The following is a 17,781-nucleotide window of genomic DNA, read 5'->3' on the forward strand; positions in this document are numbered from 1 at the left end:
TGCATAAGACTATTCGAGTTGCTGGAGTTCACCTGATGGCGTAACGCGCCAGCGATGCTGGCAAAAATAGAGCAGCGGGTTGTCCTGCTTGCTGTCGCTGTAGCCGCTGTACAGGCGCAGCGGCGTACCGATGCGTTTCTCCAGCTGGACCACTTTTTCATGCCCCAGGCAGCGCAGGGTCAGTACCCAGCCGCCGTAGCCGCGAGCAATTTGCGTGGCGATAAGATTTACGCGCGGAAGCCAGGGCGTATCAAAATAGACCTGCTCCACCAGCGTCTGCGGGGAGCCGGTAATCAGCCAGATGTCGGCATCGTTCGCGTCGAGGTAGCCGGTCAGGCGCGCCTGCACCACCGGAAAGGCGGCGACGTGCCCGCGAAACCAGTGCGCAAAATCCTTTTCCAGCTGTTTGAGCCGCGCGTCGCTGTGTCCAAACGTACATCCCCACAGCAGCAGGCTCATCGGCCATCGCGCCGCGCGGCCTTTCGCCAGCAGCGCGATGCCGATAACCGGTAAGAGCGGCAGCACGAGCAGCGCATTCAGGGGCTGACGCCGCAGCAGGTAGCGCATAAACGTGCCAAACATATCCTGCTGATGCAGCGTGCCATCCAGGTCGAAAAAGACAATGCGACGCGCGTGGTTTGTCAAACCTTACTCCTCTGGGTCGTTGAATCCTAATAGCCAGGTAAACAGGAACCCGGCGATCACCGCTACTAAATAGCCTAACAGATAGAGCATCACTTTTCCGGTCACGATGGTTAATGCCAGCGGTAAACCGGAAAGTCCAAAGGTGATCACGGTGGCGACCTTCCAGTAGCTGATCAGCGCGCCGCCTACCGCGCCGCCCAGGCAGGCCGCGAGAAACGGTTTACCCAGCGGCAGCGTGACGCCAAAAATCAGCGGCTCGCCAATCCCGAGCAGGCCGACCGGGAGCGCGCCTTTAATCACTTTTTTCAGACGCGCGTTGCGGGTTTTCATCAGTATGGCAATCGCCGCGCCGACCTGCCCCACGCCCGCCATCGACAGAATAGGCAAAAGCGCGTTATAGCCATGCGCCTGCACCAGCTCAACGTGGATTGGCACCAGCCCCTGATGGAGGCCGGTCAGCACCAGCGGCAGGAAGGTACCCGACAGCACCGCGCCCACTAATAACCCACCACGGTCGATCGCCAGAGAGGCGCCGTGGGCGATGGCTTCCGAGATCCACCCGCCTAACGGCTGAAGGGCGACAATGGCTACGCTGCCGGTGATTAAGGTGGTTAACAGCGGGTTAAGGATCAGCTCGATCGAGCCAGGCAGAACCGCGCGCAGCCTTTTCTCGATCCAGCACATCAGGATAACCACCAGCAGCACGGCGATCACCCCGCCGCGGCCGGGCTGAAGCGCCTCGCCAAACAGCGTGATCTGCGCCAGCTGCGGGCTGGACAAGATGCCCGCCATCACGCCGCCCATCGCCAGCGATCCGCCAAACACCTTCGCGGTATTCACCCCCACCAGAATGTTCATGATGGCGAACACCGCGCTGCCGAAGATCCCGAGAATCCCCAGCAGGTTCGGATACTGCGTGGCGAAATCCCCGACAATATCCGGCCGCTTAAGGATATTGATGATCCCGGTGATCAGGCCTGAGGCGATAAACGCCGGGATTAGCGGAATGAAGACGTTTGCCAGCTGTCGCAGCGCGTCGCTCATAGGGGCTTTGTATTTGGCCTTTGCCTGCGCTTTGGTGCGCTCAGCATCGTCGATCGACACGCTTGCCCCGCCGCCCATCAGCGCGCGCATGGCGTCAACAACCTGCGCCGCTTTACCGGGCCCGACGATCAGCTGATGCTGCTGGCCCTGTTTCACATAGCCGCTGACGCCGGACAGTTGCTTCAGGCGCGGCACGTCAAGCTGGTCGTCGTTATGCACCTCGACGCGCACGCGCGTCATGCAGTTTTCGAGACGCTGAATATTTTTTTCCCCGCCAATCCCCTGCAGGATATCGCTGGCGAGCGCTGCTGTTTTGTCCATAGACGCCTCTGTTAGTTTTCTAATGCCGCCCGTAAGAAGCCGTTATGCGCAGCGAGTCTGGCTCGCGCGCTCGCCGCATCCAGCCCGCTTAAGATCATCAGAATGGCCGGTTTAACATCGTGATCGGTCTGCTTGAGTACCGCTTCCGCCTCCTCGCGGCCTGCGCCCGTCGCCTCCATCACCATGCGGCAGGCTCTGTCCACCAGCTTGACGTTAGTGGCCTGCATATCCACCATCAGGTTCTGATACACCTTGCCGAACTTCACCATCGCGCCGGTGGAGATCATATTGAGCACCAGCTTTTGCGCGGTCCCGGACTTCAGGCGCGTGGAGCCGGTGAGCGCTTCCGGCCCGACCACCGGAGAGATGGCGATAGCGGCCACCTGCGCAATCGGGGAGCCGGGATTACAGGAGATGGCCACCGTGGTGCAGCCTGTCCGGTTGGCGTATTCCAGCCCGCCAATGACGTACGGCGTGCGCCCGGATGCCGCCAGCCCGACCACCAGATCCTGCGCGGTAAGGTTCAGGGCTTTCAGGTCATCTTCACCCAGCTGTTTGTTATCTTCCGCCCCTTCCACGGCCTTCAGCAGCGCGCCGGGCCCGCCGGCAATCAGCCCGACCACCAGACCATGCGGCACCCCGAAGGTTGGCGGACATTCTGACGCATCCAGCACCCCAAGACGCCCGCTGGTGCCTGCCCCCATGTAGATAATGCGCCCCCCGGCCTTGAGGGCCTCCGCCGCCGCATCGACCGCCTTCGCGACCTCAGGTAATGTCTCTTTCACTGCCTGCGCGACCAGCGTATCCTGTTGATTAAAGCGGTTAACCAGCTCCAGGGTGGAGAGCGCGTCCAGATCCATGGTTTGCGGGTTACGCGTTTCAGAAACAAGTGAGCCAAGATTCATTTTTGTACCTCAAGAATTTTTAATTCATAATAATCACACTATAATGGAATATAAAATTCATTCAGGCGAGCAAAATTCGTATTTGCGCAGATAATCACATTTTCGCCAGGAGACCGTATGAACTGTTTAATTCGCATTCGCCAGCGCTATGCCGGCTTTGCCCAAAGCGACAAGAAGCTGGCGGATTTTCTGCTTTCTCAACCCGATCGCGCGCGCCATCTCAGCTCGCAGCAGCTGGCGAGTGAAGCCGGGGTGAGCCAGTCCAGCGTGGTGAAATTTGCCCAGAAGATCGGCTTTAAGGGGTTCCCCGCCCTCAAGCTGGCGATCAGTGAAGCGCTGGTGAGCAACCCCAACCCGCAGTCAATGCCGGTGCATAATCAGATCCGCGGCGATGATCCGATGCGGCTGGTCGGCGAAAAGCTGATCAAAGAGAACGTGGCGGCCATGCATGCGACGCTCGATGTGAACACGGAAGAGAAGCTGCTGGAGAGCGTGGCGATGCTGCGCGGCGCGCGGCGGATTATTCTGACCGGCATCGGCGCGTCCGGCCTTGTGGCGCGCAATTTTGGCTGGAAGCTGACAAAAATTGGCCTTAACGCCATCGTCGAGCAGGATATGCACGCCCTGCTGGCGACCGTGCAGGCGATGGATCCTGACGATCTGCTGCTGGCGATCTCCTACTCCGGCGAGCGCCGTGAAATCAACATGGCCACCGATGAAGCGCTGCGCGTCGGGGGTAAAATTCTGGCGATCACCGGATTTTCGCCGAATGCCCTGCAGCAGCGGGCAACGCGCTGTTTATATACCATAGCCGAAGAGCAGGCCACGCGCAGCGCGGCGATCTCGTCCACCAGTGCACAAATGATGCTGACGGACCTGCTGTTTATGGCCCTGGTGCAGCAGGATCTGGAGCACGCGCCCGAGCGCATTCGCCACAGCGAAGAACTGGTAAAGAAACTGGTTTGACGCGTATAATGCCCGCCCAGTTTGTGTTGTTTCTGAGAATTTCCTGATGGCGCTGTTAATTACCAAAAAATGCATCAATTGCGATATGTGCGAGCCCGAATGCCCGAACCAGGCCATTTCGATGGGCGACAGCATTTATGAGATTAACAGCGACCGCTGCACGGAATGCATCGGCCACTATGAGACGCCGACCTGCCAGAAGGTGTGCCCGATCCCGAATACCATCCTGAAGGATCCGGCACACGTCGAGAGCGAAGAGCAGCTGTGGGATAAGTTTGTCCTGATGCACCACGCGGACAAGCTTTAGCTTTCGATAATCACCGTTGCGCTGGCGTAGTGGCGTTCATCCGCGATCGTCACGTGCATATGATTCACGCCCAGCTTCTCCGCCAGCTTTTGCGCCTCGCCCCATAAACGTAGGCTTGGCTTACCCAGCTCATCGTTAAACACTTCAAACTGGTTAAACGCCAGACCGTTACGAATGCCGGTCCCGAAGGCTTTGGCGGCCGCCTCTTTTACCGCAAAGCGCTTCGCCAGAAAACGCACCGGCTGCTGATGCGTTTCCCAGATGGCCCACTCGTTATCGCTCAGCACCCGTCTTGCCAGGCGCTCGCCGCTGCGGGCGATCACCGCTTCAATGCGGGCTATTTCTACGATATCGGTGCCTAAGCCCAGAATGGCCATTACTGACGCGCTTCCAGCATCAGGCGCTTCATCTCTGAAACCGCCTCTTTCAGGCCGCTCATCACCGCACGGCCAATAATGGCGTGGCCGATATTCAGCTCGTGCATTTCCGGAATGGCGGCAATGGCCTTCACGTTATGGTAGGTCAGGCCGTGACCGGCATTGACCTTCAGGCCCAGGCTCGCCGCGTAGGTGGCCGCTTTGGCGATACGCGCCAGCTCTTTCGCCTGCTCTTCATCGTTTTTGGCATCGGCATAGCAGCCGGTGTGAATTTCGATATACGGTGCGCCTACGTCGGCTGCCGCTTTAATCTGGGTGAAATCGGCGTCAATAAACAGAGAAACCAGGATACCGGCATCCGCCAGACGCTTACAGGCATCGCGCATTTTGTCGAGCTGACCGGCCACATCCAGACCGCCTTCGGTCGTGACTTCCTGGCGTTTTTCCGGCACCAGGCAGCAGAAGTGCGGCTGGGTCTCGCAGGCAATCGCCAGCATCTCTTCGGTGACCGCCATCTCAAGATTCATGCGGGTATCGAGCGTCTGACGCAGAATGCGCACGTCGCGATCGGTGATGTGGCGACGATCTTCGCGCAGGTGAACGGTAATGCCGTCGGCGCCAGCCTGTTCAGCGATAAACGCAGCCTGAACCGGATCGGGATACGCCGTGCCGCGCGCATTACGCAGCGTGGCGATGTGATCGATGTTGACGCCTAACAGTAATTCAGCCATGACAATCCTCGGTTTTCTTTTCGATTCTGTGGTCTAACGTTTCGGCACAAACTGCCTGAATAATTCGCGGCTCTTTAAGGGCTTGCCGCCAAGATACGGCTTGAGGGCAATCCGGGTAAAGCGTTTTGCAGCGCGCAGGCTGTCCTGGTCGGGAAACTCACGCTCATACAGCGCCCTGAGCTGGCGCCCGGTAAAGGTGCTGTTGTCGATCACGATGCTGGCGATAAAGCCTTTCTCTTCGCGGTAGCGGTAGGTCATGGAGTCTTCTACTTCGTCTCCGCTGCCCGCACAGTGCAGAAAGTCTACGCCGTATCCAAGGTGCCCCAGCAGCGCCAGCTCAAAACGCCGCAACGCGGGTTCGGGCGTGCCGGTTGCGCCAGCCAGCGCCTGGATACAGTGCAGATAATCGAAGAAAAGTTCAGAGAAGCGAGTCTCATGTTCAAGAACGCGTGAGATGAGTTCGTTGACGTACAGACCGCTATAGAGCGTGATGCCGGAGAGAGGAAGCGCCAGGGAGACGGCTTCGGCGCTGCGCAGGGTTTTGACTTCCCCTCGCCCACCGAAGCGAACCAGCAGCGGCGTGAAGGGCTGCAGCGCACCTTTCAGATTAGAACGTTTGGAACGTGCGCCTTTGGCAACAAGGCGCACGCGACCCGACTCTTCCGTGAAGACGTCCAGCATCAGGCTGGTTTCGCTCCAGGGACGACTGTGCAGGACGAAAGCGCGCTGCCATCCATCCATATGCTCGCCGTCTTGCGTTACTGGTCTTCGCCGTAACCGAGGCTGCGCAGAGCACGCTCATCATCGGCCCAGCCAGATTTCACTTTCACCCACAGTTCGAGGTGAACCGGCGCTTCGAACATCTCCATCATGTCCTTGCGGGCTTCAATACCGATGGTTTTGATCTTGGCCCCTTTGTTGCCGATCACCATCTTCTTCTGCCCTTCTCGCTCAACGAGGATCAGGCCGTTGATGTCGTAGCCGCCGCGCTCGTTGCTCTGGAAACGCTCGATCTCCACCGTCACGGAGTACGGCAGTTCGGCCCCCAGGAAACGCATCAGCTTTTCACGGATGATTTCAGACGCCATAAAGCGCTGAGAGCGATCGGTGATGTAGTCTTCCGGGAAGTGGTGAATCGCTTCCGGCAGATGCTTACGCACGATGCCCGCGATGGTGTCCACGTTCAGTCCGGTCTCAGCAGACAGCGGAACGATATCGAGGAAATTCATCTGGCTGCCCAGCCACTGCAGATGCGGCAGCAGATCGGCCTTTTCCTGCACGTTGTCAACTTTGTTAACCGCGAGGATGACCGGCGTTTTACCGTCACGCAGCTTGTTCAGCACCATCTCGTCGTCCGGCGTCCAGCGGGTGCCTTCCACAACGAAAATTACCAGCTCCACGTCGCCAATCGAGCTGCTCGCCGCCTTGTTCATCAGGCGGTTGATGGCGCGCTTCTCTTCCATGTGCAGGCCCGGGGTATCGACGTAGATCGCCTGATACGCGCCCTCAGTATGGATGCCGACGATGCGGTGACGCGTGGTCTGCGCCTTACGCGAGGTGATGGAAATCTTCTGCCCAAGCAGATTATTCAGCAGGGTGGATTTGCCAACGTTCGGACGTCCGACGATGGCAATAAATCCGCAATAGGTTTTTTCTTCGTTCATTCCAGCTCCAGCATTTTTAACGCCTGTTCGGCGGCAGCCTGTTCAGCCTTACGACGGCTTGAACCCGTGCCCACCACCGGTTCACTCAGGCCACTGACCTGGCAATGGATGGTAAATTCCTGATCGTGCGCTTCGCCACGGACCTGCACCACCAGATAAGATGGCAGCGGCAGATGGCGACCCTGCAAATATTCCTGCAGACGCGTTTTCGGATCTTTTTGTTTATCGCCCGGGCTGATTTCGTCCAGACGGGTCTGATACCAGTTCAGGATCAGCTTTTCGACGGTCTGGATATCGCTGTCCAGGAACACACCACCAATTAATGCTTCGACCGTATCGGCAAGAATAGATTCACGACGGAAGCCGCCGCTTTTCAGCTCACCCGGTCCAAGACGCAGACATTCGCCCAGTTCAAATTCGCGCGCGATCTCCGCAAGGGTATTCCCCCGAACCAGCGTGGCGCGCATGCGGCTCATATCACCTTCATCCACGCGCGGGAAACGATGATAAAGCGCATTTGCAATCACGAAACTTAAAATAGAGTCGCCTAAAAACTCGAGTCGCTCGTTATGTTTGCTGCTGGCACTGCGGTGGGTTAATGCCTGTTGCAACAACTCCTGATGATGAAAAGTGTAGCCCAGCTTCCGTTGAAGCCGATTAATTACGATGGGGTTCATGCGATACCAATAAATGAATGCGTCAAAAAAGCAGCACACGAAACCGACCTGAGAAAACCAACGCGGTTTCGTGTGCCGTGGCACCCTTGCAGGGCCAACCTTAAACTTCGGGGGAATATTCTATACACAACGACAGGGGATGTCGTTAGTTCAAAGAGATTTATCGAGGAAATAATTCACGTAGCCGCTAATTAAAGCGGCTACGCGTTCATTTGGTGAGAATTAATGGATTCCGCCAATACGATTCAGGCGTACACCGGTCGGCCATTCGCCTTCCTGCTTCTCAAAACTCATCCAGATGGCGGTCGCTTTACCCACCAGATTCGCTTCCGGCACAAAGCCCCAGTAACGGCTGTCCGCAGAATTATCGCGGTTGTCACCCATCATGAAGTAATGGCCTGGCGGTACAATCCAGCTCGCCAGCTGCTGGCCCGGCTGGCGATAGTACATCCCCACCTGATCCTGCGCGATTGGCACGGTGAGGATACGGTGCGTCACGTCGCCCAGCGTCTCTTTGCGTTCAACCAGACGGATGCCGTTCTCTTTGGTTTCGCCTTTCGGTACCTGGAAGAATCCGCTGGTCGCTTCGCCGCCGTTACGACGGGCAAAGGTCTGCACAAAATCACCTGGCTCAACGTTTGAGTAGGTGATTGGCAGCGCGTTTTCACATGCGGTACCGGAGCTGCAGCCCGGCTGAACGGTAACTTCTTTCGCAACCGGATCGTAGGTTACTTTGTCACCCGGCAGACCTACCGCGCGCTTGATGTAGTCCAGGCGCGGATCTTCCGGATATTTGAACACCACGATGTCGCCACGTTTCGGATGACCGGTTTCGATCAGCGTTTTCTGGTAGATAGGATCTTTAATGCCGTAGGCAAACTTTTCCACCAGAATAAAATCACCGATCAGCAGCGTTGGCATCATTGAACCGGATGGGATCTGGAACGGCTCGTAAATAAACGAACGCACCACCAGCACAATCGCCAGCACCGGGAATACCGACGCGCCCGTTTCCAGCCAGCCCGGTTTCGGGCCGACTTTCTTCAGGGTTTTCGCATCCAGCTGGTCACCGGTGGCTGCCTGTGCGGCAGCCTGACGTTCACGACGTTTTGGGGCGAAGATAAACTTATCCAGACACCACAGCAGACCTGTCACCAGGGTAGCAATGACCAGGATCAGGGCAAACATGTTCGCCATGCCAACTCCTTAGGGTTATTTGCCGTCTTTACCAACATGAAGAATGGCAAGGAATGCTTCCTGCGGCAGCTCGACGTTACCGACCTGCTTCATACGCTTCTTACCTTCTTTCTGCTTCTGCAGCAGCTTTTTCTTACGGCTGACGTCACCGCCATAGCACTTCGCCAGAACGTTTTTACGCAGCTGCTTCACGGTTGAGCGCGCGATAATGTGGTTGCCAATGGCCGCCTGAATCGCGATATCGAACTGCTGACGCGGGATCAGATCTTTCATCTTCTCAACCAGCTCGCGGCCGCGGTACGGCGCATTATCGTTGTGGGTGATCAGCGCCAGCGCATCCACACGCTCGCCGTTGATCAGCACGTCCACGCGCACCATGTTAGAAGCCTGGAAGCGTTTGAAGTTGTAGTCCAGTGACGCATAGCCACGGGAGGTGGACTTCAGACGGTCGAAGAAATCGAGGACCACTTCCGCCATCGGGATTTCGTAGGTCAGCGCCACCTGGTTACCGTGGTAAACCATGTTGGTCTGCACGCCGCGCTTCTCAATACACAGCGTAATGACGTTACCCAGGAACTCCTGCGGCAGCAGCATGTGACACTCGGCAATCGGCTCACGCAGCTCGTGAATGTTGTTCAGCGGTGGCAGCTTGGACGGGCTGTCGACGTAGATCACTTCTTTCGAGGTGGTTTCAACCTCATAGACTACGGTAGGTGCCGTGGTGATCAGATCCAGATCGTATTCACGCTCCAGACGCTCCTGAATGATCTCCATGTGCAGCAGGCCGAGGAAGCCGCAGCGGAAGCCGAAGCCCAGCGCCGTTGAGCTTTCTGGCTCGTAGAACAGGGAGGCATCGTTCAGGCTCAGCTTACCAAGCGCGTCGCGGAAGTTTTCGTAGTCGTCAGAGCTGACCGGGAACAGGCCCGCGTAAACCTGCGGTTTCACCTTTTTAAAGCCCGGCAGCGCTTTATCTGCTGGGTTACGCGCACCGGTCAGGGTATCGCCCACCGGCGCGCCGAGGATGTCTTTAATGGCGCAGACCAGCCAGCCTACCTCGCCGCACGTCAGCTCGGTGCGGTCAACCTGTTTTGGCGTGAAGATACCCAGACGGTCGGCGTTGTAGACCTGCCCGGTACTCATCACCTTGATTTTGTCGCCTTTACGCATGGTGCCGTTTTTAATACGCACCAGCGAGACAACGCCCAGATAGTTATCGAACCAGGAGTCGATAATCAGCGCCTGCAGCGGGGCATCCGGATCGCCTTCCGGGGCCGGAATATCACGCACCAGGCGTTCCAGCACGTCGGTCACGCCGACGCCGGTTTTCGCGGAGCAGCGCACCGCATCGGTCGCGTCAATGCCGACGATATCTTCAATCTCTTCCGCTACGCGCTCAGGATCGGCGGCCGGCAGGTCGATTTTATTCAGAACCGGCACAACCTCGAGATCCATTTCCATCGCGGTGTAGCAGTTTGCCAGGGTCTGGGCTTCTACGCCCTGCCCGGCATCCACCACCAGCAGCGCGCCTTCACAGGCCGCGAGCGAGCGTGAAACCTCATAGGAGAAGTCAACGTGGCCTGGGGTGTCGATAAAGTTCAGCTGATAGGTTTCGCCATCAGCCGCTTTGTAATCCAGCGTGACGCTCTGCGCCTTGATGGTGATACCGCGTTCGCGTTCCAGGTCCATGGAGTCCAGAACCTGGGCTTCCATTTCACGATCAGACAGGCCACCGCAAATCTGGATAATACGGTCAGACAGCGTCGACTTACCGTGGTCAATGTGAGCAATGATCGAAAAGTTACGTATGTTCTTCATATAGTTAAATAATTATGCCTTACGAATTCCTGGAGGCCGCTGTTCTTAGCCTGACGTTTTTCAGTGCGAAAACGCAGCATTCTACACTACATCCTCGCTACCTGGAAATGCACTTAGAGACAGGTATAGCGTGAAGAAAGGACGTTTTCTGTTTTAGGGTGTAAAAAATGATAAAGCCCGATGGATCACCGGGCCTCAGAAGAGAGCGTTTCAACACGAAGCTGATCTGGCGCCAGCCCCACGCTAAGAATGACAGGCTGCCACTCCTCGCGCGCGGCGAGCCTCGGAGAGAGGCCTTTAGCCAGCCAGAACCCGCCAACGCCTCCCAAAGCGGCCCCGCACATGGCGGCCACATCGGTACCGAACAGCATCTGGAAAAGGCCGCCCATGATAAACAGCCCGACCAGCGGAGAGAGATACACCAGCATGGCGGAGCTGAGCAGGCTGCCTTCCGCAATGCCCAGCTCGACCTTCTGCCCCGCCATCAGCGGCTGTTCGCTGGGTACAGAAATCGTGTGCGAGGTTTGCGGCCCGAGCTTATTCAGCACGCGGCTACCGCAGCCGGCGCGTGATGCGCAGCTATTACATGAGGCTTTGACATCGCAGCTCACCAGCGCAATGCCGTTCTGCCACGAGACGACCGTCGCCCACTCTTTGATCATTGTGCAGCCCTGAATTTAATGCTGTCGGAAATGCGCTTCGCCGTTTGCGGAGGAAGTTCACCCACAATGGTGATCTCGGCGTTATCGCGTACCGTAGTGCTCACCGTTCGGCGCCCGGTACGCAGCATTTGTTCGGCGCTGTTTGCCGTTGCGCGGTTGATGTTCACCGAGAAGCTGAACAAACCGTCGGAATAGAGGCGCGATTCCACCGGCGTTTCAATCGTTGGCAGCTGGCGACGGCTGCTGGACACTTCGCTAAACCCCTGAGGGATCCAGGCAGGTACCCAGTTGAAATTAACGGAATCCCCGGCGGGAACAGAAAGCAGCGGCGGCAGGCTGGCCTTGGCCAGGTTTTGCATGCTGTTGCCAACCTGATTGTTCACGCTGAAGGAGATCACGCGGAACTGTTCCAGCGTTTCACCGTCACGGTCAAGGAGGTCAACCCGCATCGGGAGTTTGGTTTCAGCGTCGATCCAGACGATATAGCTGTAGCGCGTACCATCGCGGGCGACAACGCGAATCACCTCGCACAGCCTGTCCGCGATGCGGGTACGCCCTACCGAAATAAAATCGTAGTAAGGGGCAAGCCGTTTGAAGTCGGTATAAATGAGCGACGGCAGAGAATCAACGATATAGTCGCCATTCAGCGTGAAAGGCTCCAGACCGGGCTCGAAATAGCTGATTTCGTTACCACGCTGGACAACTTCCCGACGCGGGCCATCCATCTGTAAAAGCTGGGCGAGCGGCTGATTATCAAGACGGGCATGACGATAGCGTAACGACTCGACGCCCTGCTTATTGATGCTGATAAATGCCAACTCGTAGTTGAGTGACTGGCTGGCCATATTCATTTGCTGCAACAACGCCCCGGATGATACATCAGCCGAGGCGTTGGCAGAGAAGAACAGGCTACCCGCCATCAGAGACATGGCGAACCAAAGTTGCTTCATTACTGCGATTGCGTTCCTAAAGTTTGGTTTCCGGGCACCTGCACAGCGGCTTGCTGTGTCTGCGCCTGCTCAAACTGAAGCTGTTCAGAGTGCAGTCGACGCTGCAGCTCGTAATCCTGCAACATCGCATTAATGCGACGGCGCTGCTCCTGAACCTGCTGTTGCTGACCGCCGCTGGCGGAAGCATCAGCCGGTACGCCCAGGCTTACCGGGCTGGCTTTGCCCATCATCGGCAGTGTGTTAAACACTGGCGCTTCTGGCTGCTGATTAGTTTCAGACTGAGTATTATAGTGCTGGACGCCAACAATAACTGCAAGCGATACGCATGCAGCCACACCCATTTGGGTAAGCTGGCTGGCCCACGGGCGCACCTTTTGCCAGAACGGCATTTTCTGCCACTGGTGAGGCGCGGGTTGAGCTTCAGGAATCAGCGGAGTGGTCTGATGAACAGGCTCATTCTCAATCGCCGCCATGACGCGGGCTGAGATATCGAAATGGAGAACCTCGCCGGTGTCACCGCGAAGGGTGTCACGAATGAGATGGTAACTCTCCCAGGTCTCTTGCATTTCGGGTGAATGAGACAGCTCGTTGAGCAGCTCACTATCCACCGTTTCACCATCCATTAAAGCGGAAAGTTTTTCTTTCTGCATGCCTAATACCTTTTCCAGTATCCCGCTATCGTCAACGCCTGATAAGCGGTTGAACTTTATTATCAATAGCTTCTCGCGCACGGAAAATTCGTGAACGTACCGTGCCGACCGGACAATCCATGATAGCGGCTATCTCTTCATAGCTCAGACCATCAAGCTCCCGTAACGTAATTGCCATGCGTAAATCTTCCGGGAGCGACTCGATCGTGCGAAAAACGATTTGTCTCAGTTCTTCTGACAACATTAAGTTCTCAGGGTTCGAAATTTCTTTCAATGCGCCGCCACTTTCGAAGTTTTCGGCGTCGATTGCGTCCACATCACTTGAAGGTGGACGACGGCCCTGAGCGACCAGATAATTCTTTGCCGTATTGACCGCAATACGGTACAGCCAGGTATAAAAAGCACTATCTCCCCGGAAAGAATCCAGCGCGCGATAGGCCTTAATAAAAGACTCTTGCACCACATCAGGTACATCACCTGACGGTACATAGCGGGAAACCAGGCTCGCCACCTTGTGCTGGTAGCGCACCACCAGTAGGTTAAAGGCTTTCTGCTCTCCCTTCTGGACCCGTTCAACCAGGACCTGGTCCGTTAACTGCTCGCTCATCCGAGGTAATGTCTCCCCAAACCTAAATTCCACGCGTTATCGAAACGCCACTCTAAAAATACCGCACTTTGAGCAAGCACCGAATTAGAGTGTCCGATCGTCAATAAGTTCCGTAACGCCTTTGTTTTTGTTCATCGCGCCGCAGACCGTTCATTTTCTCTCATTATAAGTCTGTTCACGATACGCACCACTTTCTCACAAGAAACATCTTTTTCCCGCCAGAAGAGTAACGCAACACAGGCTTTATTTCACCACAAAATCTGACGCTAACGATCTGCTTCGCAAAATAATTTCACTCATTTACCCTCCGTTTACCCCCGCTTACGCGTTTAGCCATTGCAACATCTTTTAAAAAAAACGTGCGATAAATCGCATTCAGGTGCTATTCTGACTCAACACTGTTTAGTAAATTAAACAACAATCATGAATACAACACCTGAACTGCATTGTGATGTCCTGATCGTCGGCAGCGGCGCTGCCGGTCTCTCTCTGGCGCTGCGCCTGGCGGAGCATCAAAACGTTATCGTTCTGAGTAAAGGACCGATAAGTGAAGGTTCTACGTTTTATGCCCAGGGCGGGATTGCCGCCGTGTTTGACGAGACGGACAGCATTGCATCCCACGTAGAAGACACGCTGATTGCCGGGGCCGGGATCGTGGATCCGCACGCCGCAGAGTTTGTCGCCAGCAATGCCCGTCACTGCGTTCAGTGGCTCATCGACCAGGGCGTCTTATTCGATACGCAGGTTCACCCCAACGGTGAAGAGAGCTACCACCTGACGCGCGAAGGCGGTCATAGCCACCGCCGCATCCTGCACGCTGCGGATGCCACCGGTAAAGCAGTGGAGACCACGCTGGTTGGCAAAGCGCTGAGTCATCCAAATATTCGGGTGCTTGAACGAAGTAATGCCGTTGACCTGATTATCTCCGACAAAATTGGCCTGCCGGGCACGCGTCGCGTGGTGGGGGCGTGGGTCTGGAACCGCAATAAAGAGAAGGTGGAAACCTGCCGGGCGAAGGCCGTGGTGCTGGCCACGGGCGGTGCCTCAAAAGTGTATCAGTACACCACGAACCCGGACATTGCCTCCGGCGACGGTATCGCGATGGCCTGGCGCGCCGGCTGCCGGGTGGCAAACCTCGAATTTAATCAGTTTCACCCAACCGCCCTGTTCCACCCTCAGGCGCGCAACTTCTTGCTCACGGAAGCCCTGCGCGGCGAAGGCGCCTATCTGAAACGCCCTGACGGCACCCGCTTTATGCCCGACTTTGACGCCCGGGGCGAACTGGCCCCGCGCGATATCGTTGCCCGCGCCATCGACCACGAAATGAAGCGCCTTGGCGTGGAATGCATGTACCTCGATATCAGCCATAAGCCAGCAGCGTTCATTCGCCAGCATTTCCCGATGATTTACGAAAAGCTGCTGAGCCTGGGGATTGATTTGACCCGCGATCCGGTGCCCATTGTGCCAGCCGCCCACTATACCTGCGGTGGCGTGATGGTTGACGATCATGGACGTACCGACGTGGATGGCCTGTATGCCATCGGTGAGGTCAGCTTTACCGGGCTCCACGGCGCGAACCGTATGGCCTCTAACTCGCTGCTTGAGTGCCTGGTGTACGGCTGGTCTGCCGCAGAAGATATCACCAGGCGCATGCCCTACGCCCGCGAGACAGAGCACCTGCCTGCCTGGGATGAAAGCCGCGTGGAGAATCCGGACGAGCTGGTCGTGATCCAGCACAACTGGCATGAGCTGCGGCTATTTATGTGGGACTACGTCGGGATTGTGCGCACCACGAAACGTCTGGAACGCGCCTTGCGCCGCATCACCATGCTGCAGCAGGAGATAGATGAGTATTATGCCAATTTCCGCGTATCCAATAATCTGCTGGAGCTGCGCAATCTGGTGCAGGTTGCCGAACTGATCGTTCGCTGTGCGATGATGCGTAAGGAGAGCCGCGGATTGCACTATAACCTGGACTACCCGGATCGGCTTGCTGTATCCGGCCCCTCGATCCTCGCCCCTCAGGTTTACATAAACAGATAAAACGCCTGGGTCAGGGCAGTGTAATCTTCGGAATAACGCTGGTCTGGCCCGCGGATCACCATCCGGTCATTAAAGCATTCACCCTCTTTCGGCGAGAGCGCCAGCAGCACGCGGTGCGGCAGTCGGCCTTCCGTATCCGAAATATCGGTACGCAGACGTAACGTCCAGCCGATCTCCTGCGCGATAGCGATGAAGGTATTGCCGGTGCTCTCCGGCAGGACCACGCAGAAAAAACCTTCTTCGGAGATGAGTTCTGCCGCACTGGTGAGCAGCGCCTTATGATCGAGAGAGCCGGTATAACGCGCCTGTTCACGCTCGGGAGTCCCGCACTCAACGCCGGGCGCGTAGTAGGGAGGGTTGCTGACGATCAGATCGTAACGCGCGGTTTGTTCAGGCGCCCAGGCGAGCACGTCCGCGCATTCCACTTTCATGCGGGCGGCCCAGGGAGATTCGGCCATATTATCACTCGCCTGCTCTGCGGCCTGTACATCCAGCTCGACGGCATCAATGGTGACATGTTCTTCAGTTCGCTGCGCCAGCATCAACGCCACCAGCCCGCTGCCGGTACCAATATCAAGAATACGCTTAACGCCTGCGACAGGGGCCCACGCCCCCAGTAAAATACCGTCGGTACCGACCTTCATGGCACAGCGATCGTGGGCGACAAAAAATTGTTTGAACGTAAAACCATCGCGGCGCAGCTGCGCTTTGAGTTGAGACATGTCGGGGCAACCTTCTAAGTGAAACTGGAGTAGCATAGGGGAAAGCGAAGTGGCCGAAAAGCGATATCCATACAAACAGATGAAGATTACAGCCGTAACGTCTATAATCAGCGCCCCACACAGAGGTAGAACATGACTGTAACGACTTTTTCCGAACTTGAACTCGATGAAAGCCTGCTCAATGCACTTGAGAGCAAAGGCTTTACACGCCCGACCGCCATTCAGGCTGCGGCCATTCCGCCTGCGCTTGAGGGCCGCGATGTGCTCGGTTCTGCGCCAACCGGCACGGGGAAGACAGCAGCCTATTTGCTGCCTGTGTTGCAGCATCTGCTCGACTTTCCGCGTAAAAAATCTGGCCCGCCGCGTATTTTAATCCTGACGCCTACGCGCGAGCTGGCCATGCAGGTTGCCGATCACGCGCGTGAACTCGCGGCAAATACCCATCTGGATATCGCCACCATCACCGGCGGCGTTGCGTACATGAACCACGCCGAAGTGTTCAGCGAAAACCAGGATATCGTCGTGGCAACGACGGGCCGCCTGCTGCAGTACATTAAAGAAGAGAACTTTGACTGCCGCGCGGTTGAAACGCTGATCCTCGACGAAGCCGACCGCATGCTGGACATGGGCTTCGCACAGGATATCGAGCATATTGCGGGTGAAACGCGCTGGCGTAACCAGACGATGCTGTTCTCTGCCACCCTCGAAGGGGAAGCGATTAAAGACTTCGCAGAGCGTCTGCTGGAAGATCCGGTGGAAGTATCGGCTACGCCGTCCACGCGTGAGCGTAAGAAGATCCACCAGTGGTACTACCGCGCGGATAACCTTGAGCACAAGGTCGAATTGCTGAAGCACCTGCTGAAGCAGGAAGATGCGCTGCGCACCATCGTGTTTGTGCGTAAGCGCGAGCGCGTGCACGAGCTGGCTGAGATGCTGCGTAACGCCGGGATCAACAACTGCTATCTTGAAGGCGAGATGGCGCAGATCAAGCGTACCGAAGGCATTAAGCGTCTGACCGACGGTCGCGTTAACGTGCTGGTTGCGACTGACGTTGCCGCACGCGGGATCGACATCCCTGACGTCAGTCACGTCATTAACTTCGATATGCCGCGCAGCGGCGATACCTACCTGCACCGTATTGGCCGTACCGGTCGCGCGGGCCGCAAAGGGATTGCGATTTCACTGGTTGAAGCGCATGACTACCTGCTGCTGCAGAAAATTGGCCGCTACGTTGATGAGCCGCTGAAAGCGCGCGTTATTGATGGCCTGCGCCCAACCACGCGTGCGCCGAGTGAAAAAATGACGGGCAAACCGTCCAAGAAAGCGCTCGCGAAACGTGCTGAGAGAAAAGAGAAAGAAAAAGAGAAGCCGCGCGTGAAGCAGCGTCACCGCGATACCAAGAATATTGGTAAGCGCCGTAAGCCAAGCTCTGCCGCACCAGAGACAAAAACCGAAGAGTAAGAAAAAGCCGGGGATTTCCCCGGCTTTTTTATTCCCC

20 protein-coding genes are annotated in these 17,781 nt (G+C 56.7%); 4 read left to right on the top strand and 16 right to left on the bottom strand.

Going from position 1 to position 17,781, the window contains the following annotated elements:
- Positions 1 to 9 precede the first annotated feature (9 nt).
- The 3 genes from yfhb to murQ are packed head-to-tail and all read right to left on the bottom strand — an operon-like array spanning position 10 to position 2,915.
- A complete protein-coding gene (yfhb, locus tag FY206_RS18400) occupies positions 10 to 645 on the bottom strand; it encodes a phosphatidylglycerophosphatase C (RefSeq protein ID WP_032643644.1) in 636 nt (211 codons plus the stop codon).
- Positions 646 to 648: 3 nt separating this feature from the next.
- Positions 649 to 2,010: a PTS transporter subunit EIIC gene (locus FY206_RS18405; protein ID WP_032643645.1), complete on the bottom strand. Its 1,362-nt coding sequence runs from the start codon at positions 2,008 to 2,010 to the stop codon at positions 649 to 651.
- Positions 2,011 to 2,021: 11 nt separating this feature from the next.
- Positions 2,022 to 2,915 carry an N-acetylmuramic acid 6-phosphate etherase gene (gene murQ, locus FY206_RS18410; protein WP_032643646.1) on the bottom strand — a complete coding sequence of 298 codons (894 nt, stop codon included), beginning with the start codon at positions 2,913 to 2,915 and terminating at the stop codon, positions 2,022 to 2,024.
- A gap of 117 nt (positions 2,916 to 3,032) precedes the next feature.
- On the opposite strand from murQ, the gene FY206_RS18415 reads away from it, so the two are divergent.
- The gene (locus FY206_RS18415) at positions 3,033 to 3,881 is read left to right on the top strand and encodes a MurR/RpiR family transcriptional regulator (protein ID WP_032643647.1); all 849 of its coding nucleotides are present in this window, start codon (positions 3,033 to 3,035) and stop codon (positions 3,879 to 3,881) included.
- A gap of 46 nt (positions 3,882 to 3,927) precedes the next feature.
- Positions 3,928 to 4,188: a YfhL family 4Fe-4S dicluster ferredoxin gene (locus tag FY206_RS18420; protein WP_008502177.1), complete on the top strand. Its 261-nt coding sequence runs from the start codon at positions 3,928 to 3,930 to the stop codon at positions 4,186 to 4,188.
- Here the strand turns inward: FY206_RS18420 and acpS are convergent.
- The 12 genes from acpS to rseD form a co-directional block, all read right to left on the bottom strand.
- Positions 4,185 to 4,565 carry a holo-ACP synthase gene (gene acpS / locus FY206_RS18425; RefSeq protein ID WP_032643648.1) on the bottom strand — a complete coding sequence of 127 codons (381 nt, stop codon included), beginning with the start codon at positions 4,563 to 4,565 and terminating at the stop codon, positions 4,185 to 4,187. The genes FY206_RS18420 and acpS overlap by 4 nt on opposite strands.
- The gene (gene pdxJ, locus FY206_RS18430; protein WP_032643649.1) at positions 4,565 to 5,296 is read right to left on the bottom strand and encodes a pyridoxine 5'-phosphate synthase; all 732 of its coding nucleotides are present in this window, start codon (positions 5,294 to 5,296) and stop codon (positions 4,565 to 4,567) included. Before pdxJ ends, acpS begins: the two co-directional genes overlap by 1 nt.
- 33 nt (positions 5,297 to 5,329) lie before the next feature.
- Complete coding sequence (recO, locus tag FY206_RS18435; RefSeq protein ID WP_032643650.1) at positions 5,330 to 6,037, bottom strand: DNA repair protein RecO; 708 nt, start codon at positions 6,035 to 6,037, stop codon at positions 5,330 to 5,332.
- A gap of 17 nt (positions 6,038 to 6,054) precedes the next feature.
- Positions 6,055 to 6,960 (bottom strand): GTPase Era, encoded by a 906-nt coding sequence (gene era, locus FY206_RS18440; protein ID WP_032643651.1) that lies wholly within the window; start codon positions 6,958 to 6,960, stop codon positions 6,055 to 6,057.
- Positions 6,957 to 7,637 carry a ribonuclease III gene (gene rnc, locus FY206_RS18445; RefSeq protein ID WP_003860711.1) on the bottom strand — a complete coding sequence of 227 codons (681 nt, stop codon included), beginning with the start codon at positions 7,635 to 7,637 and terminating at the stop codon, positions 6,957 to 6,959. Before rnc ends, era begins: the two co-directional genes overlap by 4 nt.
- A gap of 222 nt (positions 7,638 to 7,859) precedes the next feature.
- Entirely contained in the window at positions 7,860 to 8,834 is a 975-nt protein-coding gene (lepB, locus tag FY206_RS18450; RefSeq protein ID WP_032643652.1) for a signal peptidase I, read from the bottom strand.
- 15 nt (positions 8,835 to 8,849) lie between these two features.
- On the bottom strand, positions 8,850 to 10,649 hold the full coding sequence (gene lepA, locus FY206_RS18455; protein ID WP_023308849.1) for a translation elongation factor 4: 1,800 nt from the start codon (positions 10,647 to 10,649) through the stop codon (positions 8,850 to 8,852).
- Between the two features lie 185 nt (positions 10,650 to 10,834).
- Positions 10,835 to 11,311, bottom strand: a complete 477-nt coding sequence (gene rseC / locus FY206_RS18460) for a SoxR-reducing system protein RseC (protein WP_032643653.1) — start codon at positions 11,309 to 11,311, stop codon at positions 10,835 to 10,837.
- Positions 11,308 to 12,261 carry a sigma-E factor regulatory protein RseB gene (gene rseB, locus FY206_RS18465; RefSeq protein ID WP_032643654.1) on the bottom strand — a complete coding sequence of 318 codons (954 nt, stop codon included), beginning with the start codon at positions 12,259 to 12,261 and terminating at the stop codon, positions 11,308 to 11,310. Before rseB ends, rseC begins: the two co-directional genes overlap by 4 nt.
- Entirely contained in the window at positions 12,261 to 12,911 is a 651-nt protein-coding gene (rseA, locus tag FY206_RS18470) for an anti-sigma-E factor RseA (RefSeq protein WP_008502186.1), read from the bottom strand. The genes rseB and rseA overlap by 1 nt, the downstream gene beginning before the upstream one ends.
- 31 nt (positions 12,912 to 12,942) lie before the next feature.
- Positions 12,943 to 13,518 (bottom strand): RNA polymerase sigma factor RpoE, encoded by a 576-nt coding sequence (gene rpoE, locus FY206_RS18475; RefSeq protein ID WP_032643655.1) that lies wholly within the window; start codon positions 13,516 to 13,518, stop codon positions 12,943 to 12,945.
- A complete protein-coding gene (rseD, locus tag FY206_RS25855; RefSeq protein WP_223605340.1) occupies positions 13,515 to 13,598 on the bottom strand; it encodes a rpoE leader peptide RseD in 84 nt (27 codons plus the stop codon). Before rseD ends, rpoE begins: the two co-directional genes overlap by 4 nt.
- Positions 13,599 to 13,941: 343 nt before the next feature.
- Between rseD and nadB the strand changes: the two genes are divergently transcribed.
- Positions 13,942 to 15,561 carry an L-aspartate oxidase gene (nadB, locus tag FY206_RS18485; protein WP_032643656.1) on the top strand — a complete coding sequence of 540 codons (1,620 nt, stop codon included), beginning with the start codon at positions 13,942 to 13,944 and terminating at the stop codon, positions 15,559 to 15,561.
- On the opposite strand, the gene trmN is transcribed toward nadB, so the two are convergent.
- On the bottom strand, positions 15,546 to 16,283 hold the full coding sequence (gene trmN, locus FY206_RS18490; protein WP_032643657.1) for a tRNA(1)(Val) (adenine(37)-N(6))-methyltransferase TrmN: 738 nt from the start codon (positions 16,281 to 16,283) through the stop codon (positions 15,546 to 15,548). The genes nadB and trmN overlap by 16 nt on opposite strands.
- 132 nt (positions 16,284 to 16,415) lie before the next feature.
- Here trmN and srmB point away from each other — a divergent pair, with 132 nt between their 5' ends.
- The gene (gene srmB, locus FY206_RS18495; RefSeq protein WP_023344704.1) at positions 16,416 to 17,744 is read left to right on the top strand and encodes an ATP-dependent RNA helicase SrmB; all 1,329 of its coding nucleotides are present in this window, start codon (positions 16,416 to 16,418) and stop codon (positions 17,742 to 17,744) included.
- Positions 17,745 to 17,781: the final 37 nt, after the last annotated feature.

It is taken from the genome of Enterobacter chengduensis (assembly GCF_001984825.2).
Taxonomy (GTDB): Bacteria; Pseudomonadota; Gammaproteobacteria; order Enterobacterales; family Enterobacteriaceae; genus Enterobacter; species Enterobacter chengduensis.